The sequence below is a fragment of the Virgibacillus dokdonensis genome, from assembly GCF_900166595.1.
GTDB lineage: Bacteria > Bacillota > Bacilli > Bacillales > Amphibacillaceae > Virgibacillus > Virgibacillus dokdonensis.
Window position 1 is genome coordinate 2,763,648 of record NZ_LT745763.1, and the last position, 25,145, is coordinate 2,788,792.

General features: G+C 36.7%; 27 protein-coding genes and 1 tRNA gene. 6 read left to right on the forward strand and 22 right to left on the reverse strand.

From position 1 onward, the window contains the following. Positions 1 to 144 precede the first annotated feature (144 nt). Complete coding sequence (locus tag B2C77_RS14590) at positions 145 to 552, forward strand: RNase H family protein (protein WP_077705235.1); 408 nt, start codon at positions 145 to 147, stop codon at positions 550 to 552. Between the two features lie 613 nt (positions 553 to 1,165). Here the strand turns inward: B2C77_RS14590 and aroD are convergent. Beyond that, complete coding sequence (gene aroD, locus B2C77_RS14595) at positions 1,166 to 1,930, reverse strand: type I 3-dehydroquinate dehydratase (RefSeq protein ID WP_077705238.1); 765 nt, start codon at positions 1,928 to 1,930, stop codon at positions 1,166 to 1,168. 384 nt (positions 1,931 to 2,314) lie between these two features. On the opposite strand from aroD, the gene B2C77_RS14600 reads away from it, so the two are divergent. Next, positions 2,315 to 3,430, forward strand: coding sequence for an IS4 family transposase (locus tag B2C77_RS14600; RefSeq protein WP_077702072.1), 1,116 nt, complete (start codon positions 2,315 to 2,317; stop codon positions 3,428 to 3,430). A 530-nt stretch (positions 3,431 to 3,960) separates the two neighbouring features. Continuing rightward, positions 3,961 to 4,518, forward strand: coding sequence for a shikimate kinase (locus B2C77_RS14605; RefSeq protein ID WP_077705241.1), 558 nt, complete (start codon positions 3,961 to 3,963; stop codon positions 4,516 to 4,518). Positions 4,519 to 4,720: 202 nt separating this feature from the next. Here B2C77_RS14605 and B2C77_RS14610 read toward each other — a convergent pair whose 3' ends face one another. The 5 genes from B2C77_RS14610 to pxpB all read right to left on the reverse strand — a co-directional run bounded on the left by B2C77_RS14610 (position 4,721) and on the right by pxpB (position 7,444). Next, positions 4,721 to 5,032 (reverse strand): YolD-like family protein, encoded by a 312-nt coding sequence (locus B2C77_RS14610; RefSeq protein WP_077705244.1) that lies wholly within the window; start codon positions 5,030 to 5,032, stop codon positions 4,721 to 4,723. A gap of 1 nt (position 5,033) precedes the next feature. Beyond that, positions 5,034 to 5,249: a hypothetical protein gene (locus B2C77_RS14615; protein WP_077705247.1), complete on the reverse strand. Its 216-nt coding sequence runs from the start codon at positions 5,247 to 5,249 to the stop codon at positions 5,034 to 5,036. Positions 5,250 to 5,335: 86 nt separating this feature from the next. Beyond that, positions 5,336 to 5,587: an atypical membrane-integrating protein (Mistic protein) gene (locus B2C77_RS14620; protein WP_237342761.1), complete on the reverse strand. Its 252-nt coding sequence runs from the start codon at positions 5,585 to 5,587 to the stop codon at positions 5,336 to 5,338. Positions 5,588 to 5,706: 119 nt separating this feature from the next. Next, entirely contained in the window at positions 5,707 to 6,702 is a 996-nt protein-coding gene (locus B2C77_RS14625; protein ID WP_077705250.1) for a 5-oxoprolinase subunit C family protein, read from the reverse strand. Then, positions 6,695 to 7,444 (reverse strand): 5-oxoprolinase subunit PxpB, encoded by a 750-nt coding sequence (gene pxpB, locus B2C77_RS14630; protein WP_077705253.1) that lies wholly within the window; start codon positions 7,442 to 7,444, stop codon positions 6,695 to 6,697. Before pxpB ends, B2C77_RS14625 begins: the two co-directional genes overlap by 8 nt. 212 nt (positions 7,445 to 7,656) lie before the next feature. Between pxpB and B2C77_RS14635 the strand changes: the two genes are divergently transcribed. Further along, on the forward strand, positions 7,657 to 8,415 hold the full coding sequence (locus B2C77_RS14635; RefSeq protein WP_077705255.1) for a LamB/YcsF family protein: 759 nt from the start codon (positions 7,657 to 7,659) through the stop codon (positions 8,413 to 8,415). A gap of 19 nt (positions 8,416 to 8,434) precedes the next feature. After that, positions 8,435 to 9,664, forward strand: a complete 1,230-nt coding sequence (locus B2C77_RS14640; RefSeq protein WP_077705258.1) for an NRAMP family divalent metal transporter — start codon at positions 8,435 to 8,437, stop codon at positions 9,662 to 9,664. A gap of 531 nt (positions 9,665 to 10,195) precedes the next feature. Here the strand turns inward: B2C77_RS14640 and B2C77_RS14645 are convergent. Both B2C77_RS14645 and B2C77_RS14650 read right to left on the reverse strand, forming a co-directional pair. Next, on the reverse strand, positions 10,196 to 10,594 hold the full coding sequence (locus tag B2C77_RS14645) for a RidA family protein (protein ID WP_077705261.1): 399 nt from the start codon (positions 10,592 to 10,594) through the stop codon (positions 10,196 to 10,198). A gap of 455 nt (positions 10,595 to 11,049) precedes the next feature. Next, positions 11,050 to 11,122: transfer RNA gene (locus B2C77_RS14650), tRNA-Arg, on the reverse strand. A gap of 222 nt (positions 11,123 to 11,344) precedes the next feature. Here B2C77_RS14650 and clpP point away from each other — a divergent pair. Further along, the gene (gene clpP, locus B2C77_RS14655; protein ID WP_077705264.1) at positions 11,345 to 11,932 is read left to right on the forward strand and encodes an ATP-dependent Clp endopeptidase proteolytic subunit ClpP; all 588 of its coding nucleotides are present in this window, start codon (positions 11,345 to 11,347) and stop codon (positions 11,930 to 11,932) included. Between the two features lie 34 nt (positions 11,933 to 11,966). Here clpP and B2C77_RS14660 read toward each other — a convergent pair whose 3' ends face one another. The 14 genes from B2C77_RS14660 to hprK form a co-directional block, all read right to left on the reverse strand. Next, positions 11,967 to 12,221, reverse strand: coding sequence for an HPr family phosphocarrier protein (locus tag B2C77_RS14660; protein WP_073007535.1), 255 nt, complete (start codon positions 12,219 to 12,221; stop codon positions 11,967 to 11,969). 209 nt (positions 12,222 to 12,430) lie between these two features. Continuing rightward, positions 12,431 to 13,375 carry a DNA-binding protein WhiA gene (whiA, locus tag B2C77_RS14665; RefSeq protein WP_077705267.1) on the reverse strand — a complete coding sequence of 315 codons (945 nt, stop codon included), beginning with the start codon at positions 13,373 to 13,375 and terminating at the stop codon, positions 12,431 to 12,433. A 180-nt stretch (positions 13,376 to 13,555) separates the two neighbouring features. Beyond that, positions 13,556 to 14,515 carry a gluconeogenesis factor YvcK family protein gene (locus B2C77_RS14670; protein WP_073007542.1) on the reverse strand — a complete coding sequence of 320 codons (960 nt, stop codon included), beginning with the start codon at positions 14,513 to 14,515 and terminating at the stop codon, positions 13,556 to 13,558. 1 nt (position 14,516) lies between these two features. Next, entirely contained in the window at positions 14,517 to 15,398 is an 882-nt protein-coding gene (gene rapZ / locus B2C77_RS14675) for an RNase adapter RapZ (protein ID WP_077706928.1), read from the reverse strand. A 51-nt stretch (positions 15,399 to 15,449) separates the two neighbouring features. Continuing rightward, on the reverse strand, positions 15,450 to 15,920 hold the full coding sequence (locus B2C77_RS14680; RefSeq protein ID WP_077705270.1) for an NUDIX hydrolase: 471 nt from the start codon (positions 15,918 to 15,920) through the stop codon (positions 15,450 to 15,452). Between the two features lie 443 nt (positions 15,921 to 16,363). After that, complete coding sequence (gene trxB / locus B2C77_RS14685) at positions 16,364 to 17,353, reverse strand: thioredoxin-disulfide reductase (RefSeq protein WP_141130737.1); 990 nt, start codon at positions 17,351 to 17,353, stop codon at positions 16,364 to 16,366. Positions 17,354 to 17,405: 52 nt separating this feature from the next. Next, positions 17,406 to 18,404 (reverse strand): tetratricopeptide repeat protein, encoded by a 999-nt coding sequence (locus tag B2C77_RS14690; protein ID WP_077705276.1) that lies wholly within the window; start codon positions 18,402 to 18,404, stop codon positions 17,406 to 17,408. 170 nt (positions 18,405 to 18,574) lie between these two features. Then, a complete protein-coding gene (locus B2C77_RS14695) occupies positions 18,575 to 20,245 on the reverse strand; it encodes a glycerol-3-phosphate dehydrogenase/oxidase (RefSeq protein ID WP_077705278.1) in 1,671 nt (556 codons plus the stop codon). Between the two features lie 313 nt (positions 20,246 to 20,558). After that, complete coding sequence (locus tag B2C77_RS14700; RefSeq protein ID WP_073007849.1) at positions 20,559 to 21,098, reverse strand: glycerol-3-phosphate responsive antiterminator; 540 nt, start codon at positions 21,096 to 21,098, stop codon at positions 20,559 to 20,561. Between the two features lie 5 nt (positions 21,099 to 21,103). Then, positions 21,104 to 21,625 (reverse strand): acyltransferase, encoded by a 522-nt coding sequence (locus B2C77_RS14705; protein WP_077705280.1) that lies wholly within the window; start codon positions 21,623 to 21,625, stop codon positions 21,104 to 21,106. Between the two features lie 3 nt (positions 21,626 to 21,628). Continuing rightward, on the reverse strand, positions 21,629 to 22,264 hold the full coding sequence (gene ppaX, locus B2C77_RS14710) for a pyrophosphatase PpaX (RefSeq protein WP_077705281.1): 636 nt from the start codon (positions 22,262 to 22,264) through the stop codon (positions 21,629 to 21,631). Then, positions 22,239 to 23,201, reverse strand: coding sequence for a nucleoside recognition domain-containing protein (locus B2C77_RS14715; protein WP_077705283.1), 963 nt, complete (start codon positions 23,199 to 23,201; stop codon positions 22,239 to 22,241). Before B2C77_RS14715 ends, ppaX begins: the two co-directional genes overlap by 26 nt. An 87-nt stretch (positions 23,202 to 23,288) precedes the next feature. Further along, positions 23,289 to 24,173 (reverse strand): prolipoprotein diacylglyceryl transferase, encoded by an 885-nt coding sequence (gene lgt / locus B2C77_RS14720; protein WP_077705286.1) that lies wholly within the window; start codon positions 24,171 to 24,173, stop codon positions 23,289 to 23,291. A gap of 13 nt (positions 24,174 to 24,186) precedes the next feature. Then, positions 24,187 to 25,122, reverse strand: coding sequence for an HPr(Ser) kinase/phosphatase (hprK, locus tag B2C77_RS14725; protein ID WP_073007563.1), 936 nt, complete (start codon positions 25,120 to 25,122; stop codon positions 24,187 to 24,189). Positions 25,123 to 25,145 lie beyond the last annotated feature (23 nt).

The following is a 25,145-nucleotide window of genomic DNA, read 5'->3' on the forward strand; positions in this document are numbered from 1 at the left end:
GTCAACATTTTATACTTTTATATAGTATAACAAAGCATATTTTATAGAGTTGAATACTTCTTTATCTATACATCAAAAGTATTAGCGTGTTATTACACCATCTCATATGCTATAATCAGCTTACACATAAGGAGGGCTATGTACATGATAGAAGTATTTACAGACGGTGCATCCTATGGTAATCCAGGGCCAAGTGGTGCAGGTGTTTATATCAAGCATGAACAGCAACATTATAGATACAGCTTTTTTTTAGGGGATTTTTCCAACCACGAAGCGGAATTTCAGGCAGTTATTAAAGCTTTAATGATTTGCAAAGATAAATTTCCAACTGACATTTTATCTTTTCGCTCTGACTCTAGAATTGTTGTTGATACAATTGAGAAAAATTACTCCAAAAACAAACTGTTCATCCCATTATTACACCAAATAAGTGAGCACGCCTCTGATTTTCCGCACTTTTTTATTAAATGGATTCCTGAAAAACAAAATAGGCAAGCAGACAAATTAGCTAGACAAGCTATTCAGCACCAAACAAATAGGCAGTATAGTTGAGTTTTTTAAAGTTATTCTTGTTTAGACAAGGAGTGTTTACATTGGACCCTGGCGAAAATTTGTTTTAGTTGAAAGTATAAGGATAAGGGAAGAAAAGCATGGATTTACTATTATTAGTATGTCCCCTGCTTTAACGCTTATCGGAAGCGGAAGAAATGCAGTAGTATGTAAAATCCGATCGACAATAAAGTAATTAAAGTATTTCCATAGATTATGAGCATATAGCACACTTGGTAGGCGAAAGCATGTTAGAAAAACTAGACTAATTGCCAATTCTTTGTACAGAAAGCCGTATGCTGCTTATACGATAAACTTTAAATTTCTATACCTTCCCTGTAAAACAGCTCCATTCTGCTAATCAAACCATTGAAAAAACATTAGAAAAACTTGGCATGTCGCCAGGTCTTATGCGAAAGCCTTTGTTTTTCTTATACTATAAACCAAAAAATATGATGCTTTCCTAAGTGCAAGAAATTCAAATCGCTCTATTAGCGGCGAACAACTCCACCACTTCCCACCCTTGTGGGTTGCTTGAAGAAGTTGCGGAAGTACGTTAAAAATAACTTTCAACAGGCACAGCTACATCGTTTTATAGCGGGGTAGCTTTTTATTTTTATTTTGAATAACGATGGATCGTTTGTAGAATATACCTTAATTCAGCAGCTGTTATTTGTCCTGGTGCAGAAGCTTGTATCGCCGAGCCAAAAGAAGCAGCAGAACCTACAACTTCTCCTCCAACCCTACTTAATATACCTAATGGCCCCATAGCTATGGTAATGAACGGCTTTTGGGCATAGGTTGATTTCATTTTTGCCGCAACTTGTAATAGACGCAAAACATCTTCTTCATTTTGCGGCATTACCGCTAACTTTACAATATCTGCTCGGGTCTCTTGCATGGCTATTAGACGTGCTAGCATATCTTTATTAGCCGGAGTGGTTTGAAAATCATGATTAGACATCAGAACAATTACATTATTTTGTCGCGCAATTTGTACCAGTCTTTCTCGAATCGTTTGTTCTATGTATAGTTCAACATCAATGACGTCAATAAATCCTGACTGTATAACTTGACTTAACAATTCTTCATAGTAGTTAAGCGTTACTTCTTTCCTCCCCCCTTCTTTATAAGTACGAAAGGTGTAAAGCAATGGAATATCATCGATCAACTTTCTAATTTCTGCTAGCAAACGGAGAACTTCTTCTATATTAGTGACATGTAAGAAAGCATCCGCACGCCATTCTATCATATCAGGTTTTTCCTGTTTGGCTTCGCTTAATTCATGGTTAATCTCTTGCAATGTCTCTCCCATTATTGGAATGATAATCTTTGGCATTCCTTTTCCTATATGTATATCTTTAATTTTTACCCTCTTCACACCTTATGCCCCCTCGTATAATATATTTAGGCATTACTATTTCAACCAATTATTACTAACTTTATGTTTTTCTGCTTGAAATTTTATACGTACTGAGCCTCCGCACTCGCAAAAGCGCCAAGCTCATGCTTTTTCCGTTGTAGTCACCACCTTTGTTCAAGCGACTAATTACCTGCTCATCATTCATAGACAAATGCAAATCATCTGTTTTTACATGTCGTCGCTTCTATTAAATATTTATTATCACTAGCATTGCATTAATTAAACCTGATGATTCAAAATACTGAAAATGTTTAATAATTACGTGTTCATGATACAAAAAAATCCTTTACAATGGAAGTACAGGTGGTTCCTGTCCAAATCCAAAAGTAAAGGATAATCCGTATGGACAAGAATACACTAAAATCATCATTTGGTAAATGGGTTTCACCTATAAATACGAAAAAACTATTTGAACAAGTAGAAGAAAATAAACAAGATTACTACACAAAAAAGCTAACAACTGCAGGGTATATAAAGCTCATGTTACTTGCCCAACTGCAAGGATTCGAGAGCTTGGAAGAAATGAGCGATGCCCTAATAGATGATGGACTTCAGAAAGCACTGGGGTTTGAATCGATTAGTACATCTCAGCTATCAAGGAAGAATAATGAAATGAATCCAATGATCCTTTCCCATTTATTCTTGGACCTTGTTTACAAAATAAAAGGTATCCAATCTAAAAACGGGAAATACATGCCATTGAAAATCATTGATTCTAGCACGCTTCCATTAAACTTAACGAATCATAAGTGGGCAAAGTTCCGTAAAACAAAAGCAGGAGTTAAGCTACATTTACGACTTATATTTATGAATAAAGATACCGTCTATCCTGAAAAAGCAGTGATTACAACAGCCAAAGAACATGACAGAAATCAACTGGAAGTTCTCGTAGACGACAAAGAAGCCATGTATGTGTTTGACCGTGGATACGTTGATTATGAACGATTTGATCGAATGACAGATGAAGGCTATTTTTTCGTATCAAGACTGAAGAAAAACGCCATCACTCGTGAAGTAGAATCATTTTCTATACCTAAAGATGCTACGGTTTTATCCGACAAGATGGTTTACATCGGTTCGACGCAAAATCGTACAGAGAATGTATTCCGCCTACTTGAAGTAGTGGATACAAAGGGAAACATTCTACGATTAATTACTAACCGTTTCGATCTAAATTCCGAAGAGATTAGTGAAATTTACCGTCAACGGTGGGCCATAGAGCTATTTTTCAAATGGCTCAAACAGCATGTAGAGATCAAACACTTTTATGGCATGAGCGAAACTGCCATTCAAAATCAAATTTTCCTTGCACTTATTGCTTACTGTTTACATGTACTTATCCAGTTAGAGATGAGGAGTAAGAAGTCCTTACTCCGAATTAGCCGCTGGTTAAATAAAGCGCTGTGGAAACCTGCGTACATCTGGATTCGCAGATTTGACGATAGATCTATTCCGTAAATACATACAGTGTCGCTGTTGCTAATAGTTTAATTGTATAATTTTTCCAAATGGACAGACCACCTTTGTTTAGCCTTTGTCTTTTTGGCAAAAAATCCTGCAAAGATGCTTACTGAATTTTCAAACCATATTTATGCAATGCTAGTGATTTATTATAAGTCTATTAGACAGGATTGCCAACAAAAATATGATTTTCCTTGTACAAGTTGCTAGTTTTTCGCTTATAATAAATAAAATGTAACTTCCTGTTTGGATTTTTGTTAAAAGTAATTTGCATGCGCCATTATAAAATAAAGTGATCTTATTACCTGTTATTTTCTAATGAAAGATATCAAAAGTTCCTAGATGTAAGGTACTGTTAGACCCCCTCCAAGAATTAGGAGATGAATACTTGGACAGGATAAAAGCAGGTAAAATGTACCCGCAAAGGACATTTTGATCATATTAATAACCAAATGAGAGAGGAATGAAATCCTCTTTAATTAGAAGATTCGCTTTATTTGTAAGTCAAAACAGAAAGAGGTAACCCAATGTATAATGAAATTCCTATACGTCAAAAAAGCATTGTTTTAATTGGATTTATGGGAGTTGGTAAAACTTCCATCGGTAAATCAGTAGCTGCAAAACTGTACAGAGATTTTATTGATGCTGATCAGGTCATCGAAGACATATTTAAAATGCCAACCACAGATATATTTAAAACATATGGCGAACCGTTTTTCAGAAAAAAAGAAAAAGAGATCATTCATGGTTTATGTGAGCAAAAATTAAAAATTATCTCATTAGGTGGAGGTGCTTTTCTACAAGAGGATATTAGAAGCATTTGCTTAGAAAAGTGTATTGTTTTCTACCTTGATTTGTCTTGGGATTCATGGAAGGATAGAATTAGTTTACTCATTGACAGTAGACCTGTATTACAAGGAAAAAGCTTAGCAGAAATCAAGCAATTATTCCATGAACGTAAAGTCATCTATCAAACGCATCATTCAACGGTGCAGACGGATTTTCTCATGATAGAAGAAGTAGCAGATTATATTGTTAAAGCTTTAAAAACAGCCTGGGATATTTACGAACCGCAAGCGAAATAGGTAGGATGTACACGAGTGATATTTATATTAATATACGACGGATACCTTCAAGAGCTGATAAATGCTTCATCATATTTGGAAAAATTTAGCTATCGCCAAGCTTTTCTGGCGATAGCAGTAGTTATTACATAAATATAGCGCAAGTTTGTCATACACACAAGGGTGGCGCGCCAATTAGAAACACACACCAACCATGATACTATTACGTCCATATGTCCAACACTTGCCCCCGCTTAATTGCTTTGCCTGATTGCAAATAAAGACACTCATTTGTGATCTGCTTTACCTTCCCTTTGCTAGTTAAAAAATCCCGACCATTAAAGTACTTAATTTCAATACAGATACCCTGACGAACGGCAGCTTGTAATTGGACGTCCAACTCCTCCAGCTTTTGTTCGTCCAAAATAGGCATTTCTTTGCGCTCAAGCTTTTCCCACATATCCTGAAGTACATCCACATGCTCTGGTAACATCATAGAGGTCCATTTTATCGTCCCTCGATCATATATCTTCATCTTATGCACTTCCCTTTCTTTTCACACGATCACAAGAAAGGATATAGCTAAATTTAAACCTGCGAACTTCTTTACGATAAAAACAAAATGCTATAAATGAGTCTTCATATATCTCTATCACACGTATGAATCGTTGTGTTACTCGATTATTTTGATCCATATAAAATAGAACCAGTTTTTGCTTGTTCTCCTTTGACCACTGTAACATGGAGTTCATCGTATAGCCCCCTAAAGAACATTTGTTCTTATTATACCACAAAAACCGAACGTGTATACGTGTTTTTTAGTCATTTCAAAAGAAATCTACCCTTGTGATTCTGTTTCTTGCCGATCTTTCGTTAATGCTACCAAGGAAAGTGCTTCTCGAACAATGGAATTAATTTTTTCGTGAACAAGAGCTTCTCCATATACTTGTTTAGCTGCTTCAATTTGCTCCACAACATCATCAGTAAAATGAATGAGGGGATCATCCGCTTCCATATTGTTATAAAGCTCAATAAAAGTATCTAACGCTTTATCAAATTGTTTACTCTCTTCTTCTGAAGCCTTCATCATGCATCACCTTCCATAAGTTTGCCCTAAAAATAAAACGAACAAACTATAAAAAAGGAAAAGCGCTTTTTCCGCTTCAGATGTAGCACTCTCCTATTACCTCTCTCGGCACATATTCTCACTCATCCTAAGACTTTCCATTTAATACGAGCTGCTATTTGCTGTAATATACGCTTATGTTCTAACAATATCGCCTCTGCTTCCTCTAAACGTACCTCTTGAAAACGAACAGAAGTATTTGGTTGCGTTTGAGCAAGCGTGGCTAAATCCGCCGAAATAACTTGAGCAATTTTTGGATAACCTCCTGTAGTTTGGCTGTCAGCCATTAAAATAATAGGCTGTCCATTTGGAGGAACTTGAACGGTTCCAAATGTAACTGCTTCGGAAAGCATATCAAATTTTTCAGTCAAGGATAGCAAGAGACCCGTTAAGCAGTACCCCATTCGGTCTGATTGCGTTGTAATGGTATAATTTTCATGAAAGAACGCGTACTTACTTTCTTTATCGAATTGCTCAAATTCATTTCCTTTCATAATTCGAATGAATGAATGATTATGAAAGGAAATGAGTGGGGAAGGATTGACTGACCAAGGTAAATAATCAGAGGCGCGTTCTAATTGATGCACGAGTGCTTCTGCTATAGGGCTCCTATCACCACAAGCAAAAGTATCGCCTTTTTGTAAGGTCCTTCCACCATATCCACCTATGCCAGCTCTTACATACGTACTTTTACTATCCATTATTTTTGGTACATGAATACCTCCAGCGAAGGAAACATAGGCATAGCACCCTTTAATAGCAAATTGAAACTGGAGAACAGAACCTTTTCTCACTAAAATCGGACGCCACATAGGTACTGGTTTCCCATCTAATTTAGGCGTTAAATCGCCTCCAGTAATAGCAATTACATGCGATTCTTTAAATTGTAAGGTTGCCCCAGCTAACGCCATTTCTATTACCGCTTCTTCTTCTTCATTTCCTACAAGCAAATTAGCAATTCGTAAAGAATAAGCATCCATTGGTCCGCTTACAATTACTCCATATTTTTGATATCCAAATCGACCCAAATCCTGAATTGTAGTATACAGACCTGCCTGGAGCACACGTACACTATTCATTCTCCTTCCCTCCCCGTCGATATTGCCTATACTCCTCCAGGGATATGGATACGAACTGTATCGTATCACCAGCTTTTAACAAGGATGGCGGTACTTGATTAGGTAAAAATAAATCAATGGGGGTACAGCCAATAATCTGCCAGCCTCCTGGCGTCTCTAAAGGATATACACCTGTTTGTGCTCCAGCAATTCCCACTGACCCTGGTGCAATAGTTAAGCGGGGTGTACTTTTGCGAGGAGTAGCAATTTGTTTACTCATACCACCAATAAAAGGAAAACCAGGGGCAAAACCAAGCATATAGACCAAATATTCTTTTTCCGTATGAATACGAATGACATCCTCCATGGACAAATTGTGATAATTGGCGACATACTCTAAATCTGGGCCATAATCACTCCCATAGAGAACAGGGATGACAACCTTTTGTCCAGTAAATCTTTTCCTGTCATCGTTTAATTTATGTAGTAGCCCATTTATGTAAGTCCTTACGATTTCAAAAGGAGATATAGGCGTTACATGGGAAGGCTGAGATTCATACACCTTATAAGGGTCATAATAAACAGTCACATTAAGGTAAGCAGGTACACATTCTATAAATCCAACAAAAGGGGTCTCTTCTAAAAGAGTTACGAATTGCAATACTCTTTGGTGTACGATTGGATTTAAATCAGCTCCTAATTGTACTATAAGAGCAGATTCATTAAACGGCCAAACTTTTACTTTATTTAGAACACAACTCATCCAATTACCTTCTTTAATCCATTTTTCGAAATAATGATAAAAACATATACTGATTATACGACTTATTAAAATAGTACGTCAATATGACATATAGCAAAATTCTAATTAAACAATAAATAACAATCTTTTCAACATAAAAACAATATGCTACTATTTCTTTATACTAAAAATTTAAAAACTAGTATTAAATCTATTAGAAGAGGAAGAAGAGAATGGTATATCAAATAGACTTAAATTGTGATATGGGAGAAAGTTTCGGAAGGTATAAACTAAGCGAGCAAAAGGATATTTTAACCTATGTCTCCTCAGCTAACATTGCTTGTGGTTTTCATGCTGGAGACCCTACTGTAATGAGAGAAACAGTGCAACTGGCTCTAGAAAACGGGGTGAAGATCGGAGCACACCCTGGCTTGCCAGATTTAAATGGATTTGGAAGGCGAGAGATGGCGATCACAGCTCAACAGGCTTATGATATGGTTATATATCAAATTGGCGCATTACATGCTTTCTTAACTACATACAATGCGCAAATGCAACACGTGAAGCCCCATGGCGCCTTATATAATATGGCCGCCAAAGACAAGGAGTTGGCTGCTGCCATTGCGCAAGCTGTAAATGATTTTTCTACGAATCTAGTATTGTATGCTTTATCTGGCAGTGAACTTGCGAAAGCCGGAGAAAAAATCGGTTTAACAACTGCCCACGAAGTATTTGCCGATCGCACTTACCAATCAGATGGCTCATTAACTTCTCGTAATGAAAATAATGCATTCATTACCAACAGAGAACAAGCAGTATCGCAAGTAATTCGTATGGTGACAGAGAGTAAAGTCATTTCTACACAAAAAAATGCTGTTCCACTAAAAGCAGATACCATTTGTATCCATGGAGATGGTAAACATGCTCTTGAATTTGCTGCTTATATAACCGATGCGTTCCAAAAACACAACATCCGAATTTCCCCAGTTTAATTGAGAAAGGAAAAACTACATGACTGCAAAGAAAATACATTCTCAACTTGAGACAAAAAAAGTGAAAAAGAAATCTAACAGAAGCATTCTTCTTGGAGCAGCTTTTTTAATGGCGACTTCGTCAGTAGGCCCAGGATTTTTAACACAAACGACTGTATTTACACAGCAGTTAGCCGCAAGTTTTGCCTTTGTCATATTCGTTTCCTTATTATTAGATGTGTTTGCACAGCTAAATATTTGGAGGATTATTGCAGTAACCGAGCTACGAGGTCAAGAAATTGCTAATAAAGTTCTCCCTGGGCTTGGTATTATTTTAGCAATTCTCATCGTGTTGGGAGGTCTTGCTTTTAATATAGGAAACGTTGCTGGAACAGGCCTAGGTTTAAATGCTATGCTCGGTTTAAACCCCATTTATGGAGCAATAATAAGTGCCATTTTTGCTATCTTGATTTTCACCATAAAAGAGGCCAGTAAAGCAATGGATAAAGTGGTACAAGTTGCTGGCTTTATTATGATATTATTAATGCTCTATGTAGCTTTTAAAACCTCTCCACCTGTTGGGGAAGCGATGATAAACACGGTAAAGCCAGAAAAAATTAGCATGTATGCCATCATTACTTTAGTTGGAGGAACTGTTGGTGGTTACATCACCTTTGCAGGTGGACATCGTTTGTTAGATGCTGGAATAAAAGGAGAAAAAAATTTATCCTACGTAACAAAAAGTTCTATAACTGGTATCGTTGTTACAGGTGTAATGCGTGTGGCCTTATTCTTAGCAGTTCTCGGTGTTATCTCACAAGGACTAAGCATAGACCCTAGCAATCCCCCTGCTTCCGTTTTTCAACTAGCCGTTGGTGATATAGGGTATCGACTGTTCGGCGTAATTATGTGGGCAGCAGCTATAACTTCTATAGTTGGAGCAGCCTATACCTCTGTTTCATTTATTCGTTCTTTTAGTCCAGCGATTGAAAAATATCATAATTGGATTACCATTTTATTTATTATCATTTCTACAGCTACATTTGCTTTCATTGGCAAACCTGTTCAGATGCTTATATTAGTAGGGGCTTTAAATGCCCTTATCTTGCCACTTGCTTTAGGAACCCTATTGGTGGCTGCAAATAAGAAAAAAATTGTTGGTTCGTATAAACATCCACTTTGGTTAACAATAACTGGAGGAATTGTAGTTGTGTTGATGGGTTACTTAGGCATTCTAACAATGGTAGAGCAAATTCCTTTGTTTTTTTAGAAAAACTTGGTTAGCGCCAATCTTTATAGATCGAGGAGAAAGGAACCTATCTTTTTGGATTGTGTTCCTTTCCCTCGTATATCTGTGTGGGAGTTATAAATGCACACGGATCCTCTCCAATATCTTTCTCAAAATGCAGCTAATCCTTTCCCTTCATTCGTAAATTTAAATCCCGGATTTCGGAAGTAGAAATTTACGCAAAAACAGCTGAACGCTTCCCATGTGAACGACTTATGCTTGCTTCTGCGGTTCGTCCACTTCATTTACAAGTTATTTCCATAATAGATGCTGGCTCGAAATGCGTGCCATAGTAGTTTACTATAGTACAAATTAAGCGTATCCTTGAACCGATAGAGAAGAACCCCCACACCTCAAGCTAAGTTGTAATTAATTTGCCTGTTCTTTAGGGCGTATTACTCCAACTTCAACATGAAACTTTCCAGCAAATATAAAACACACCCTCCATTGCTACGAAATGAGTAATAATGGAGGGTGCATACAAAACAAATTCCAAAATGCAAAGAAATACTTTTATTCAGGCTTAGCCGCCCATAGTTCGATTTCAATCTTTATTTCTGGTAAGCCTAATTCAGAGATATAGCCAATCGTCATTGCAGGGTAATTTTCACCAAATAGGCCATCCCACTCAGAATATAGATAGTCCCAATCGATTTTTTCTGTAGCCCAAATATTTACTTTAATGATGTTATTCTCATCTAATGCTTCCGATTCGGGAACATGTTTCATATTAATAAAGGTGTTTTTAACTTGAGCGTTAAAATCAATCGGGATATCTCCCTTCATGTCCACTCCAATTTGCCCTGAGGTTACAAAAAGATCTGCTTCTTTAGGTATTCTTGTAATATGCGTATAGTTACCCACTGGAGTGGGCATTGTTACAGGGTTTTTTCTAGTAATTTTTCCGTTCATTTTATTACCTCGCCATCAAATTATTCTACTATTATTCTTCAAAAGCTATTTTGGGCACACTTCACCAATTTATATAACTTTTAGAAAAAAACAGCAGTAGAGTATCCATATCCCATTGATAAATAAGCAAGTATTTTTTTCTTCATGAGCTAGATACTCCTTCCTTAAAGATGACAAAGTAAATTCTTTATTCAATATACCACATTCTTTTTAAATCCACAATTATAGCATTAAGAATTAACCTCATTAGATTTTTTAATTCCATTCATTTTTTGGCATGCTGCACTTTTACTGCACAACTATTCCTTTATAGAAAAAATAAAAACGCCTCTTTTATTACTTACATAGACAGTAATACAAAGAGACGTTTTAGTCATCTAATAAATTATAAAAAATCACAGTATGAGGTACCATAAAAACTTCCGATGGTTTTCTCGGATATAAAATCTTTTTTACGCGCCCGGAGGGATTTGAACCCCCGACTCACGGTACCGGAAACCGTTGCTCTATCCCCTGAGCTACGGGCGCATATTTTTATTTTGAATGAAGACACATAGGATATTATAACCTGTATTCTAATAATAGACAACCCCTTTTTTCTTTTGTATGTTTATTTTCATAGAAAACGGGAATAAATGGATGTATATTTGTCAAACTTCAATGTTTATTGTTTGACCTTATTTGACCTATTAGTTATGATAAATATATCGATATCAAAGATATACGAATAGATAGAGGAGGATAATTGTTATGAATTTAATACCAACAGTAATTGAACAAACTAACCGCGGTGAACGCGCCTATGACATCTACTCACGCTTACTTAAAGATCGAATCATTATGTTAGGAAGTGCGATTGACGATAACGTTGCAAATTCCATTGTAGCCCAATTATTATTTCTAGACGCAGAGGATCCTGAAAAAGATATTTCACTATACATCAACTCACCAGGTGGATCAATCACTGCCGGCATGGCAATTTACGATACGATGCAACTCATTAAGCCAGATGTTTCTACAATCTGTACAGGAATGGCAGCATCTATGGGGGCATTCCTATTAACTGCGGGTGCCAAAGGCAAACGTTACGCATTACCTAATAGTGAGGTAATGATTCATCAACCACTAGGTGGAACACAAGGGCAAGCAACAGACATAGAAATTCATGCACGTCGAATCATTCAAATGCGTGAAAAAATTAATCAAATCCTTTCTGAACGAACAGGACAGCCAATTGAAGTCATTGAACGTGACACAGATCGCGATAACTTTATGACAGCTGAAAAGTCTGTAGAATATGGTTTAATTGATAAGGTACTAGAGCGTAAACCTGATTAAAGAACATAGAAAGCCACCCTTTTTGGGTGGCTTTCTATGTTTCAGAAACAAACTTTGTTAACCTTTCAATAGCCTGTTCTTCATCTGTTCCGTCAGCAATAAGTGTAATCTCTTCTCCAGCAACTATAGCTATGCTCATTAATCCCATAATGCTTTTTGCGTTCACTTTTTTCCCATTTTTTTCAATAAAAACATGAGCATGAAAACGATTTGCTTCTTGAACAAATTCTGCTGCTGGTCTAGCTTGTAGACCAGTAGAAAGATTTACTTTAATTATCCGTTCAACCAATTAGATCATCCTCTCTCCCTCTACAGTAAGCGTTATCATTCTCCTCTGATATCGCTAGCATCAACCTAAAAGCCTTCCCATATTGCTTTTACTTTATGCAAACTATTACTACAACATGGAAGAGAGGAACCCCTCTCCATGTTATCTTATCTATGCAAAATATTTATAATTTACAACCATTATATCATGGTACATTTTGTAAGCAAAGGTTAAGGTACAAACTCGCCATTTCTAATTTTTTCGGCGAAGTCATCGATTTTCTTCAAACGATGATTTACACCTGATTTAGATATCTTACCACTTTCTACTAATTCACCTAATTCTTTCAAGGAAACTTCTTGGTGTTTTACACGGAGAACAGCAATTTCCTTGAGCTTTTCTGGTAACTGCTCCAAACCAACTGTACGATCAATGAACTGTATGTTTTCAATTTGGCGAAAAGCTGCTCCAATTGTTTTATTTAAGTTTGCTGTTTCACAGTTAACAATACGGTTAACCGAATTGCGCATATCTCGAACAATACGCACATCTTCAAATTTAAATAGAGCATTATAAGCACCAATTATACTTAAGAATTCTGAAATTTTTTCTGCTTCTTTTATATAAACTATATACCCGTTTTTTCGTTCTAATTTACGAGCATGTAATTCAAATTGGTTAAGCAAATCACAAAATGAATTATTATGTTCCTCATAAATATTAAAAATTTCCAGATGGTAAGAAGACGTCTCTGGATTGTTCACTGACCCACCAGCAAGAAATGCTCCACGCAAATAAGCTCTCTTACAACAAGACTTATGAATAAGATGATCAGAAATAACCCGATTAAACGTCATTGGTTCTTGCAAAATATGGAGATCTACTAAAATTGGTCTTACACCTTCATTCAAACGAACAATATATACATTATTTTTTTTCAATTTCATTTTCTTTCTTACTAATAATTCCACTCTTGTATCATAAGTTGCTTTAATTAAAGAATAAATCCTTCTCGCTATAGCAGCATTTTCCGTCTGTATATCCAAAGTATATTTTTGCTTTGATATTGAAATTGCCCCATTCATTCGAACTAATGCAGCTAATTCCGCATATTTACAGCAATCATCTACTTCGATTGCTGTTAATTCTTTTTTTATTTCGGAAGCAAAGGACATACTTATCCCTCCCTTCTACAGATCAATAGTAGGTGCTATTAATGGCGGCCATCACGGCTACAGATTACATTGTTTCGTTTTTAAAATAAATTTTTCTGTGAAAGCTATTTCCTTTCTTGCTCCTATTACACTAGTTCTTCAAATACAAAATTGACGTGACACCTTTTTTATCTACAATATTCATTTGTTCAAAAGCGAATGTAGCAATGATGCAATTTTATGATTATCATGCCTTAAAGTAGGCTGTGTCGGATCAATAATATCTCCCTCTATAATTTGCAGGCCCATACCTATTAAACGCTCTATATCATATACCACGGGAGAAGCGTTTTCTTCTGCATACATCTCTCGTATCGTTTTTTCAATGGGTTCATTATGTACGACAATCGCATCAACACTCGCTTCTCCAATATGATCACAAATAGCTTGCACGTGGTCAGCAGCTGTATAACCAGTAGTTTCGCCCTCTTGCGTCATGACATTACAAACATATACCACTTGGCATTTTGCATTTTTTATTGCTTCTGCTATTTGTGGCATAATGATGGTCGGCATGATACTTGTATACAAGCTACCAGGTGCAATAACGATTAAATCGGCATTATTTAGAGCACGTACTGCATTCGGTAATGGTTCAACAGGCTGCGGGCTTAAAAAAACACGTTTTATTCTTTTGTTAGATAAAGGAATTTTCGACTCCCCAGACACGATTGTCCCGTCCTCCATTTCAGCATGGAGCGACATGTTATCATTTGAGATCGGATATATTTTTCCTTTTACATTTAGGACGCGAGAGATTTCTCTAATCCCCATATTAAAATTCCCCGTAATCGAACTCATTGCTGCTAGGAGTAAATTTCCAAGTGAATGACCAGATAAGCCATTACAAACATCAAAACGATGCTGAAATAATTCAATTAACATCGGTTCAGCATCAGATAAAGCTGCAATCACGTTACGAATATCCCCTGGAGCAGGAATTGCCATTTCATTACGTAACCTTCCCGTACTTCCTCCATCATCGGCTACAGTAACTAATGCTGTTAAATGAATAGGTAAATCCTTCAGACCTCGGAGTAGGACAGGCATCCCCGTTCCCCCTCCAACAACTACTACATTCGGACGTTTCTCCTCAGTCATATTATTGTCCCTTTCTTTTATCAATATCACGATGCGTGACGTGTGTAATATAGTCTTTATGCAATTCTTTAGCGAAATGTTCAGCCAGTGCGACGGAGCGATGCTGCCCACCAGTACAACCAATGGCAACAACCAATTGTGACTTTCCTTCTTTTTTATATTGTGGTAACATGAATTGCAATAAATCAAGTACTTTTACGATAAATTTTTGTGTATCTGTCCATCGAAATACATAAGAAGATACATCTTTATTTAAACCTGTTAATGGTTGTAAATTTGTTACATAATGAGGATTCGGCAAAAAACGAACATCGAATACAAGATCGGCGTCAATTGGTAAACCATATTTGAAACCAAATGAAACCATGTGCACAGAAAATACTTCTTGATCTTCTTCTGAATACTTTTGAACAATCTTTTCACGAAGCTCTCTCGGCTTTAAATTCGTCGTGTCAATAATTCTTTGTGCTCTTCCTCTTAGTTCATCCAATATTTCTCGTTCTTGCCGGATTCCATTAAGCGGTAAACCTCCAACCGCCAGCGGATGTGAACGCCTCGTTTCTTTATACCTACTGACAAGCTTTTCATCTTTTGCATCTAAGAATAGAACATGTTCATCTAACCATTCTTCATCTGCTAAAGTATCTAAAGCTTCAAACAAGGAATCAAAAAATTCTCTAGCACGTAAATCCATGACAATAGCTACCCGCTGTATATTGTTTGTAGAATCTCTCATGAGTTCAATAAATTTTGGCAATAATGTAGGAGGAAGATTGTCAACGCAATAGTACCCTAAATCTTCAAAGCTTTGCACTGCAACTGTTTTACCGGCACCTGACATTCCTGTAATAATTACTAATTTTGTTTCAAGATTTTCACTCATATTCATTATCTCCCTCTTTCATTGGCTTCCTTGCAGAATGACATTAAAAAATTACTTCATATCGGAGGAACCATCTATTCGATAGGTAATCAAATCATCTTTAGGTGTATAAGTAAAAGCTCCTGATACAACATGTTTATTTTCAAAAATATGCCTATAAATTAACCGGTCACCTTCAGCCATCGGCAACTGTAACACTTGATTCACGGGAACCCATTGTAGCTCTCCTTCTCTACAAAAGTCTGCCAGTTTACCGCTGTAGTCTTGACAAGTAAATGTATACATCATCCATTCTTTCGTTTGTTGATCATCTTGTAAAACAGTGAATGTAAATACCCCAGCTAAACGCGGATTTTGAATTGTCAAATTGGTTTCTTCTTTATATTCTCTAATAACGGCTTCTTTTATCGTTTCACCAGATTCCATCTTTCCACCAGGCATTGCATACCAGCCATGCTTCGGTTTTTTTAATAATAAAATGTGGTCTTGTTTTAATAATATGCAATTTGCTACTTGTTGCATTCCTATCACCTCTAAATGAACAGAAACTAAAAAACAAACTTTCTTTCCCTTTCTAATTATACTAGTTTTATGTTGAAAATGAAACTTCCTAACAGCAAGAGAATGACAAGCACTACGATATGGGGATGGAAACATATACTAATGGAGCGCTACTAACGAGAGAGGAAAACAGAGTTTTTGCTTCAGTATCTTCGTCTTTCTTCTTTTAGCAAAAACTTGTCTATCACCCGAGTATTTTGGAAAAATCACTGTCGTTTTTATTATACTTTGCGTCTAAAAACAGAAAAAAACACAGATACGTGATCTGTGTCCATTAACTAATCTATCTATTAAAAGGGGGTCAATTAGTTATTTTTATTATAACCCATGAATATTGCGCTTATATTACAGCGCGATTAAAAAGCAATGACTCATCGTAAATTTTTCTTAAAAGAAACCTCTAATTACGAATGTGTTGCTTTTAACTCTTCCATTAAATCTTCCACATATTTAATGGCCTGTTCAGCTGCAATACTTCCATCACCAGTCGCTGTAACAATTTGACGTAACGTTTTTTCGCGAATATCACCAGCAGCAAATATACCAGGAATTTTTGTTTCCATATTTTCATTTGTTGGAATATACCCTTCCTCATTGGTAATACCCAACGATGTAAAAGGTTCACTTAAAGGTACCATACCGATATAAACAAATACACCATCGATTTCATGATCATAGGTTTCACCAGTGTTATTGTTCTTTAAAGTAACACTTCCTACTTTCCCGGCGCCTTCGTTTATTTTTTCTACGACAGTATCCCAAATAAAGTCGATTTTATCATTGTCAAAAGCGCGATCTTGCAAAATACGTTGGGCACGTAATTCATCACGGCGGTGAATAATGGTTACTTTGTTAGCGAATCGCGTTAAATAAATGCCTTCTTCCACAGCAGAGTCTCCCCCGCCAATAACAACAAGGTTTTTATCTTTGAAAAACGCTCCATCACAAACAGCACAATAAGAAACCCCTCGACCGCTAAGCTCTTCTTCCCCAGGGATGCCTAGTTTTTTATATTGTGCACCAGTAGTTATAATAAGTGCTCGCGTATGGTATTCTTTTTGTCCAGCAACAATCGTTTTGTACGCTCCATGATCAATTACTTCTTTAATATCACCATACGCATACGCAGCGCCGAACTTTTTCGCATGCTCAAACATTTTATTTGATAAATCTGGTCCTAAAATATGATCATAACCTGGATAGTTTTCAACATCCTCTGTATTCGCCATCTGGCCACCTGGTATTCCACGTTCAATCATTAATGTCTCTAGATTAGCTCGAGAGGCATAGACAGCCGCAGTCATTCCGGCTGGGCCTGCTCCTGCAATGATTACATCATACATTTTAATATCAGACATTGTATTCGCCTCTTTTCTTATAAATAATTCAGCCATACTTAGCTTAATAAACAAAACAACTTTCGTCTATTATTCTGCTCAAGGCGCTTCAACCCTCATGCCAAGGTGTATTTTCGTTTTTCAATTCAGGATGTTTTTTACACCCTTCCCTCCAAATAGACATGGCTTTTTCATGGTCTCCTATATGGTATGCAGCTAATGCATAAAAGCGAAAATAAGATAGATGCCCATTCAATTTGTCTTTTTTTAGCATTTTAAATCTATCTACAGCAGCTACATACTGCCCTGTTCGGGCTAATGTTACTGCAATACGTAATTTTTGTTGCTCGTGAATTGGATATACTTTTAGTAATGGCTCGATATAGAAATTATATGCTTCCATATGACCTAAATAATAATTAAATATAGCTAAATTATTGCATCCATATAGTGAAATTGGATTTGATTCCATTTCTTCAAGCTCCATATTAACCGCTCGCTGTTCATGGCCTAAAAAAAAGAGCGTTTCTGCGTACTCATGCTTTATATTTGGTTGATTTGGAAACAAGATAAGCATTTCCTCTAAAATATGCATCGCCTTTTCCCACTCATGATGCTCCATATGGTAAAAAACCGTTTCCTGATAGATAAGAAGTTCATCCTCTTCTTCCAACTCTTCATCCTCTAGGTCTTCTTCAATTTCAAGTAGTTCTAATAAATGGAGAACTTCTTCTTTAAAGTCCCCATTCGGATCTTTTTCTATATAGAGATGAGCGTACTTTTTTGCATCATTTAATAATCCTAAATGAGCGAAATTGTTCGCTATTAAATAGTAACAATCGACATTCTCAGAAACCTTTAGTACATTCATTAAAAGGTCATTAGCAGCATGGTAAGCGCCAATTTCCGTATATATAATAGATAATTGACATTGATACAAAGTTTCATCAGGCTTGTGATCAATTGCCTTTTTTACCCACTTGACAGCACTATCAAATTTTCTTTTTTGGAAAGCTTCTATACCTTTTGTAAAATAAAAATCACCTTCAGGGATAAAAGGGAGAACGTTATTTTGTTTTCCTTTCGTTTTATTCGTAACTTGCTGCATAATAAATATCCCCCTAATTTGTAGACATACAAATTTAATTATACCATATTTAGTAGCACGTTGATATAGATTCGAATAAGAGTAAAGCATGAGGCAATCCTACGTGGACGGAATATTCTTAAGCTTTTTTCAACAAAACGGGCATCTCCCAATAGATGCCCGTTTTTGCTTTAATTATTTACTACTGGATGAGTAGCCTCTTCCATCGCTATATTTAATTCATCTGTATACTTCTCTACTTCCTCATTCGTCCATTGTAATACCTTAGCCATATATGAAATAACTTTGTCTTTATGTGCCTTTACCCATTCTATTTCAAAAAATAATGCCCCAGTTCGTCGAATAAAGAAGTCTACAGGCTTATACGCTGCCTCATACTCTAGCGCATATACTAGTTCTGCAAAAAGACAACGTTCGATCCCTTCAGCACTTGCTTCTTGCTGTCTATCACGGTAAAATTCCAAGATTTTATCAAAATTCGATCCATACCTGTAAATTAATCGTTTAGCTGTCGAATCATCTATCCCTTCTGCTACTGCTTCCTCTGTCTTACGAACAACAAATTTGGCAAACCCTTGCGAGCCACCAACTTCTCCACCTGAGATTGGGAGATGTACTGTATCAGATTTAGAATATAAAATACCTTCTTCTTCTTTTAACTGCTGTGTAACTTTATCCACGACATCTTCGGCCATCTTACGGTAGCCGGTTAATTTCCCCCCAGCCATTGAAATCAGCCCAGAATCAGAAACAAATATTTCGTCTTTACGTGATATTTCTCCTGGATTGTCTTTCCCTTCTTCAGCAATCAATGGGCGTAAACCAGCCCAGCTCGATTCTACATGGTCGGCAGTAATATTTAATGACGGGAACATATAGTTAATAGCATTCAAAATATAGTCCCGATCAGAAACTGTCGTTGCCGGATTCGCAATATCCCCTTTGTAACTCGTATCTGTTGTACCGACATAGGTTACATTTTCACGAGGTATCGCAAAAATCATGCGACCATCTGGGCTATCAAAATAAATAGCTTGTTGTAATGGGAAAACTTTTTTTGAGAATACAAGATGAACCCCTTTTGTTAAATGTAGCGCTTTCCCTTGTTTTGATCCGTCTATCTCTCTTAATTCATCCACCCATGGTCCACCGGCATTAATCATTTTTTTTGCATGCACTTGATAGCGTTTTCCTTTAATTTGATCTTCAATAATAGCACCTGTTATTTGTTTATTTTTATCATATATAAAGTCAATCACTTTAGCATAGTTAGCTGCATGTGCCCCTTTTTGTACAGCTTTTTTCAATACTTCCATCGTTAATCGGGCATCATCCGTCTTATACTCTACGTAATAACCGGCTCCTTTCAAGCCATCTTGTTTAATCAACGGTTCCTTTGCCAAAGCTTCTTCCATATTTAACATTTTTCGCCGTTCTGATTTTTTTACACCAGCTAGCAAATCGTATACGCGCAAACCAATATTTGTCGTAACTGGTCCAAATGTGCCTCCTTTATAAAACGGCAACATCATCCATTCTGGCGTTGTTACATGTGGGCCATTTTCATACACAATAGCTCTTTCCCGTCCTACTTCTGCTACCATTTTAACTTCCATTTGCTTTAAGTAACGAAGCCCGCCATGGACAAGTTTTGTTGAACGACTAGAAGTTCCTGCTGCAAAATCTTGCATCTCCACTAGCCCTGTTTTCATCCCTCGCATTGTAGCGTCTAAAGCAATACCGGACCCAGTAATCCCCCCACCAATGACCAATAAATCCAGTTGCTTACTTTCCATATGTTTTAAGTTATCCTCACGTTGAAAGCTTGAAAAAGTATGCATTCTCCATCACTCCCTAAATATTCGACTATTGTTTCTATATATCCATACCCCATTTACAGGATACGCATGTATAAAATGGAACGGAAATATATTTACACATAAAAGATAAACGATTATTATTCATCAATGCTGCGTTTAGAAAAACTTGGCTAGATGTATACGATAAACCAAGTGTAAAAAAAGAAAGCCACAAAACAAACTAATATAATATATATTAGTTGCTTTGCGGCTTCTCCATATCTCCGTCCATCTATTAACTTACTTAAAGTATAACATATATGTAGGCAGTCAACAATGATTTCCTTTTACCCTATTACCAAAGATCTGTATTAGATGTTGAGACTCCTACAGCTCCAGCCTCTAGCGCTTGTCTTACTTGATCACTTGTTTTAATGAGTCCCCCAGCAATAACTGGCAGCTTTGTTTGTTCATTTATCGATTGAATCATGGTAGGGATTAGACCTGGTAATACTTCAATACAATCCGGCTTGGCATTTTCAATCTGCTTTAAATTTTGCTCCAGCGCTAAACTGTCCAATAGAAACACCCGTTGAATAGCCAGTAAGCCATGTTTTTTAGCCATGCGAATAACATTTGCTCTTGTTGATAAAATACCATCTGGTTTGATTTCCCTAAGTACATATTCCATTCCGTAATCATCCGACTTTAAACCTTGAATTAAATCGAAGTGAATTAAAATATTTTTATTTGATTTTTTAGTGTGCGCAACGAGACTCTTAATTTGTGCTAAACGCGTTTCTAAAATAACAATGGTCGGGTATCCTGTTTCTAATGCTTTATCAAAGTCCTTCATCTTACGTATAGCCGGCAATATACCAGTCGGAACGTGCAAATCTTTCACCTGCCTTCATTTGAATTATGTTTTTCCTCCCTTTCTTTTTTTGTATGGATTATTTGCATTGGATTTCCCCCAACAAATGCTCCTTCAGGCACATCTTTGTGAATTAATGTACCAGCTGAAACAATCGCCCTATCACCAATATGAACTCCCGGCAAAATAGTCGTGTTCGCTCCTATCATGACTTCATCACCGATCCTAACCTCTCCAAGCCGATACTCTGTAATTAAATATTCATGAGCTAAGATCGTCGTATTATAGCCAATGACACTATTTTTTCCTACCGTAATCTTTTCAGGAAACATTATATCTGGCATAACCATAAGCGCAAAAGCAGTTTGTTTACCAATTTTCATCGATAAGCATGTACGATAAAGCCAGTTTTTCACAGGTAAAAAAGGCGTATATCTGGCTAGCTGAATGATGATAAAATTCCTCATGATTTTCCAAAATGACACTGTCTTATACATTTGCCATAAGGAATTTGTATGTTGCACAGGGTAACGCTTTGTTCTTCGCATGTTTTACACTCCTGTAAGGTTTAAAAGATCACGCATATCCTCTAGCATAAATGTTGGTTCATATTGTAATAAACGTTCTTTTCCTTTAAAAGACCATGCTACTCCAGCTGTTTGCACACCTGCATTTTTCCCAGCCTCTATATCGTGTGCGTTATCGCCGATCATCAATGTTGAAGGTTGTTCTGCAGTTAACTCTTCCATCGCTTTATATACTGGTTCTGCGTGTGGTTTTGGGTTCTTGACATCATCTAATGTAATCACAGTATCAAAATAAGCTGTTAACTTTGTAGTAGATAACCCTTTTTCCACACCTGATCGCATTTTAGTTGTAACAACCCCTAATTTGAATCCGTTTCGTTTTAGCTGCTCCAATGTTTCTATAACATAAGGAAATACCTTAACATAATTATCATGTTCTTTCATATTATGGCTTCGATACGTTTGCACCATGCTGTCTGCCTTTTCTGAATCGATTGCCTTAAACGTATCTACTAAAGGAGGACCATTAAACTCAATAATTTCTTCTCGCGTAAATTGTAGATTATATTGCTTAAATGTATGGAAAAACGAGGCGATAATTAACTCATTTGTATCTATTAATGTCCCATCTAAATCAAAAAGTATTGTACGAATGCTCATTTGTTGTCGGTTCCTTCCTTTTATTTTTATCTAGTTTATTCCAAATATAAGCTATTGTCATCGTTAATACAATCGCTGTTACTAAACGAATGATTAATAGCGGCCAAACTGGTATACCTAGCGGAATAAAGACGAGCGTATCTTCTACAACAGCATGACAAGATACAAGAAAGATCAGCGCAAGTATCATATCCTTTCTCTCGACTCCATCTTCTTTCACAGCCTGTATCATAACTCCAGCACCATAAGCTAAACCAATCGTTAGCCCTGCTACCATCGTCATCGAAGTATTTTCTTTCATTCCAAGTGCTTTTGTAAATGGACCAAAGCCTTTGGAAAGTTTTGTTAGCCAACCCATTTCGCGCAAAAATTGCATTACAATCATAAGCGGAATAACAATAAGTGCTAATTGAACTATCGCAATAGCTGCTGTCTGTAAACCGTGTAAAACAATTTCCCCCCAGCCATTTAAAGCAGGGGTTGAACTGGAAATAAAACCGTAAACAGCTTGTTCGGAACCACCTTCCCATACAAGGTTAATGACAATTGCGGCAAATAGCGCTAAACCTATACGAATTCCAGAAATGAGCCACCAACTAACTCCTACCCTGGACGCTACTGCCGATTCAATAAATAAGTTATGGGAAAATGACAGCATTATAGCCATAATAAAAACTTCTTTTACCGTAAATTCAAAAGAAACAATAGCTGCTATACCTGCATATAGATTTAATGCATTTCCTAGCACTAATGGAACAGCTGCTTCTCCGGAAAGCCCAAATACCCCCATTATAGGTGTTAGCTGTTTGATCACCCATGGAAGTACGGGTGTAAATTGTAAAATGGTTACAATTAGCGTGATTGGGAAAATAACTTTTCCTAATGTCCATGTCGTTAAAAGCCCTTGTTTTAATCCTCTTTGCGCTGTCCCCTTCATTCTCTTCCTCCTCGCATATTTAGCTAGTATACTTTATAGTAAACCAAACGTATTTATGGCATAGTACGTGCGTGCTACTAATTAACCTTATTTCTTCTTCTTTTTCTTCTTCTTTTTTCCAACTAATTTGGTTTTCTTTGTTTGCGATTGTCGTTTCATGATATCTAAATAGCGAACGTGTAAAGTTTTACGACGATAAATAATGAACACAAGCGCAACCACTATAATCAAAACAGAGATGACTTGCGCTTGACGCAATTCACCGAATACATATAGACTGTCCGTGCGCATATCTTCAATAAAGAAGCGTCCTACAGAATACATGATGGCATAACTTAAAAACAACTCGCCACGAAGCGGGTTAAACCTTCTAAACAAAAGCAACAATGCAAAAACCAGCAAATTCCACACAGATTCATAGAGAAATGTTGGGTGATACATAACGCCATCAATACACATTTGATTCATAATAAAATCAGGCAAATATTGATGGAAGCTTTCATATGTAGATGCTGAAATAGGTCCACCATGAGCTTCTTGATTCATGAAATTACCCCAGCGTCCAATAGCTTGACCTAAAATAAGACTTGGCGCTGCAATATCAGCTAATTGCCAAAAAGATACACGCTTCACTCGTGCATATATAATAGCAGTCAGAACAGAACCGATAAGTGCACCATGGATAGCAATGCCACCTTCCCAAATAGCAAAAACATCCGTCCAGCTTCCACCAGCATATTGATCCCATTCAAAAATAACATAGTACATTCTCGCTGAAATAATGGCTATAGGGATCGCAAAAACCACTAAATCAACCATGATATCTTTTTTCATCCCTAAACGGCTGGCTTCACGATTTGCTAATAAAAGCGCTAAAAAGGCTCCAGCAGCAATAATAACTCCGTACCAATAAATTGGAAAAGTACCGATTTGTAAAAAAACTCTATCTAACGGTTCTGCTGAACAGCTCATTCATTCATCCTCCTTACAAGTGATCCTCTGTCTCTTGATCAATCATACTCGTTAATCGCTCTGAAAACTCTTCAGCAGCATTAACACCCATGCGTTTCAAACGAAAATTCATCGCAGCAACTTCGATAATAACTGCGAGGTTCCTTCCTGGGCGAACAGGTATCGTTGCTTTTGGTAATTCCACATCCATAATCTTCATCTTGTCTTCATCCAAACCAAGGCGATCATATTGCTTATGTTGATCCCAATTCTCCAAATTAATGATTAAAGAGATCTTTTTAAAGTTTCGAACTGATCCAGCTCCAAATAATGTCATGACATTAATAATTCCTAATCCTCGTATTTCCAATAAATGTTCAATTAAAGGAGGGGAATTTCCAATTAAGGTATCATAATCTTCCTGTCTTATCTCCACACTATCATCTGCAACTAACCGATGTCCTCTTTTAACAAGTTCCAAAGCCGTTTCACTTTTCCCTACGCCACTTTGCCCCATAATTAATACACCTACTCCATAGACATCAACTAAAACGCCATGAATAGCTGTGAATGGAGCAAATTTGGCCTCTAAAAAGTTGGTTAGTCTACTAATAACTCGCGTTGTTTTTTGCTTTGAATGGAGAATTGGCACGCCTGATTCATTAGCAGCATCCATCAAGACTTGAGGGATTTCCATGTTTCTTGTGACAACTATCCCAGGAGTAATATCTGTACATAACTTGTCAACACGATGGGCTTTTTCTTCATCATTTAATTCCAAGAAATATGCCATTTCTGTTCTACCTATTAACTGAAGTCTTTCCTTAGGATAGTATTTGAAGTAACCTGTCATTTCTATCCCAGGTCTAGAAATATCTCCAGTTGTTATCTCTCTAAACAAACCATCTTTTCCTGCTTTTAATGTTAAATTAAAATTATCCAGTAAATCCTTCGTACGAACTGTTGACATTGTTTCTATTTCCTCCTTGTAGT

Coding starts and splice junctions, on each gene's coding strand:
- B2C77_RS14590 (WP_077705235.1), top strand. CDS start 145: ATGATAGAAGTATTTACAGACGGTGCATCCTATGGTAATCCAGGGCCA.
- B2C77_RS14600 (WP_077702072.1), top strand. CDS start 2,315: ATGGACAAGAATACACTAAAATCATCATTTGGTAAATGGGTTTCACCT.
- B2C77_RS14605 (WP_077705241.1), top strand. CDS start 3,961: ATGTATAATGAAATTCCTATACGTCAAAAAAGCATTGTTTTAATTGGA.
- B2C77_RS14610 (WP_077705244.1), bottom strand. CDS start 5,032: ATGAAGATATATGATCGAGGGACGATAAAATGGACCTCTATGATGTTA.
- B2C77_RS14615 (WP_077705247.1), bottom strand. CDS start 5,249: ATGAACTCCATGTTACAGTGGTCAAAGGAGAACAAGCAAAAACTGGTT.
- B2C77_RS14620 (WP_237342761.1), bottom strand. CDS start 5,587: ATGATGAAGGCTTCAGAAGAAGAGAGTAAACAATTTGATAAAGCGTTA.
- B2C77_RS14625 (WP_077705250.1), bottom strand. CDS start 6,702: ATGAATAGTGTACGTGTGCTCCAGGCAGGTCTGTATACTACAATTCAG.
- pxpB (WP_077705253.1), bottom strand. CDS start 7,444: ATGAGTTGTGTTCTAAATAAAGTAAAAGTTTGGCCGTTTAATGAATCT.
- B2C77_RS14635 (WP_077705255.1), top strand. CDS start 7,657: ATGGTATATCAAATAGACTTAAATTGTGATATGGGAGAAAGTTTCGGA.
- B2C77_RS14640 (WP_077705258.1), top strand. CDS start 8,435: ATGACTGCAAAGAAAATACATTCTCAACTTGAGACAAAAAAAGTGAAA.
- B2C77_RS14645 (WP_077705261.1), bottom strand. CDS start 10,594: ATGAACGGAAAAATTACTAGAAAAAACCCTGTAACAATGCCCACTCCA.
- clpP (WP_077705264.1), top strand. CDS start 11,345: ATGAATTTAATACCAACAGTAATTGAACAAACTAACCGCGGTGAACGC.
- whiA (WP_077705267.1), bottom strand. CDS start 13,375: ATGTCCTTTGCTTCCGAAATAAAAAAAGAATTAACAGCAATCGAAGTA.
- B2C77_RS14670 (WP_073007542.1), bottom strand. CDS start 14,515: ATGACTGAGGAGAAACGTCCGAATGTAGTAGTTGTTGGAGGGGGAACG.
- rapZ (WP_077706928.1), bottom strand. CDS start 15,398: ATGAGTGAAAATCTTGAAACAAAATTAGTAATTATTACAGGAATGTCA.
- B2C77_RS14680 (WP_077705270.1), bottom strand. CDS start 15,920: ATGCAACAAGTAGCAAATTGCATATTATTAAAACAAGACCACATTTTA.
- trxB (WP_141130737.1), bottom strand. CDS start 17,353: ATGGCTGAATTATTTATAAGAAAAGAGGCGAATACAATGTCTGATATT.
- B2C77_RS14690 (WP_077705276.1), bottom strand. CDS start 18,404: ATGCAGCAAGTTACGAATAAAACGAAAGGAAAACAAAATAACGTTCTC.
- B2C77_RS14695 (WP_077705278.1), bottom strand. CDS start 20,245: ATGCATACTTTTTCAAGCTTTCAACGTGAGGATAACTTAAAACATATG.
- B2C77_RS14705 (WP_077705280.1), bottom strand. CDS start 21,625: ATGCGAAGAACAAAGCGTTACCCTGTGCAACATACAAATTCCTTATGG.
- ppaX (WP_077705281.1), bottom strand. CDS start 22,264: ATGAGCATTCGTACAATACTTTTTGATTTAGATGGGACATTAATAGAT.
- B2C77_RS14715 (WP_077705283.1), bottom strand. CDS start 23,201: ATGAAGGGGACAGCGCAAAGAGGATTAAAACAAGGGCTTTTAACGACA.
- lgt (WP_077705286.1), bottom strand. CDS start 24,173: ATGAGCTGTTCAGCAGAACCGTTAGATAGAGTTTTTTTACAAATCGGT.
- hprK (WP_073007563.1), bottom strand. CDS start 25,122: ATGTCAACAGTTCGTACGAAGGATTTACTGGATAATTTTAATTTAACA.